This window comes from Curtobacterium sp. MCSS17_011 (genome assembly GCF_003224275.1).
Taxonomy (GTDB): domain Bacteria; phylum Actinomycetota; class Actinomycetes; order Actinomycetales; family Microbacteriaceae; genus Curtobacterium.
The window spans coordinates 1-689 of sequence record NZ_QKLE01000063.1 but is presented as its reverse complement, the minus strand read 5'-3'; the positions used below and the strand labels follow the sequence as shown (position 1 = coordinate 689).

Genomic DNA, 689 nt, shown 5'->3' with positions numbered 1-689 from the left:
AGCAAAGGACTGATCACGATGCGTACGAGCCTCAAGACCTCCATCACCCTCGCCACGACCGGCGCCCTCGTCCTCGGCGGTGCCGCGTTCGGGATCTCCTCCGCCCAGGCCGCGACCCCGAACGTGCACACGGTGTCCTCGTCGTCGGAGTCGAAGATCCCCGCACCCGTCGCCTCGGTCCCCGAGGTCCTCGGTGGCTCCACCGCCGTGAAGCTCGACTCCGGCTTCACCGACGCCCTCACCGCCCTCAAGCTCACCCCCGGCGTCTCCGGCGACGCGACCCTCGAAGACGGGTCGGTGTCGTTCCCGATCACCGCCGGGTCGGTCACCTACTGGTCCCCGGACGGCAACTACCGCCCCTACGTGCAGGGCCTGCTCAACCACGACGACTCCGGTCTGACCCTGAAGGCCGGCGACACCACCGTCACGCTGGAGAACTTCGTCGTGAACCCCGGCTCGTCCAAGCTCTACGGCGACGTCCTCGTCAACGGCAAGGTCGCCGCGGCCAACGCGTTCCTGTTCGAGCTGCACGGCGGCTCCCTCAAGCCCCTCCAGCTCGAGGGCGACAACGCCATCCTGACCGGCACCACCGTCCACGTCTCGGAGGACGCTGCCGGCCTGCTGAACAAGACCTTCGGCACCGACGCCGTCAAGCGCGGCCTGCTCGTCGGCACCGCCACCATCACCGC

Annotated in this window: 1 protein-coding gene; it reads left to right on the top strand. The window is 69.1% G+C overall.

The genetic code is table 11. The features are described from left to right. Positions 1–18: 18 nt before the first annotated feature. The coding region (locus DEJ17_RS17465; RefSeq protein ID WP_110895685.1) for a hypothetical protein at positions 19–689 on the top strand (671 nt) is incomplete at its 3' end.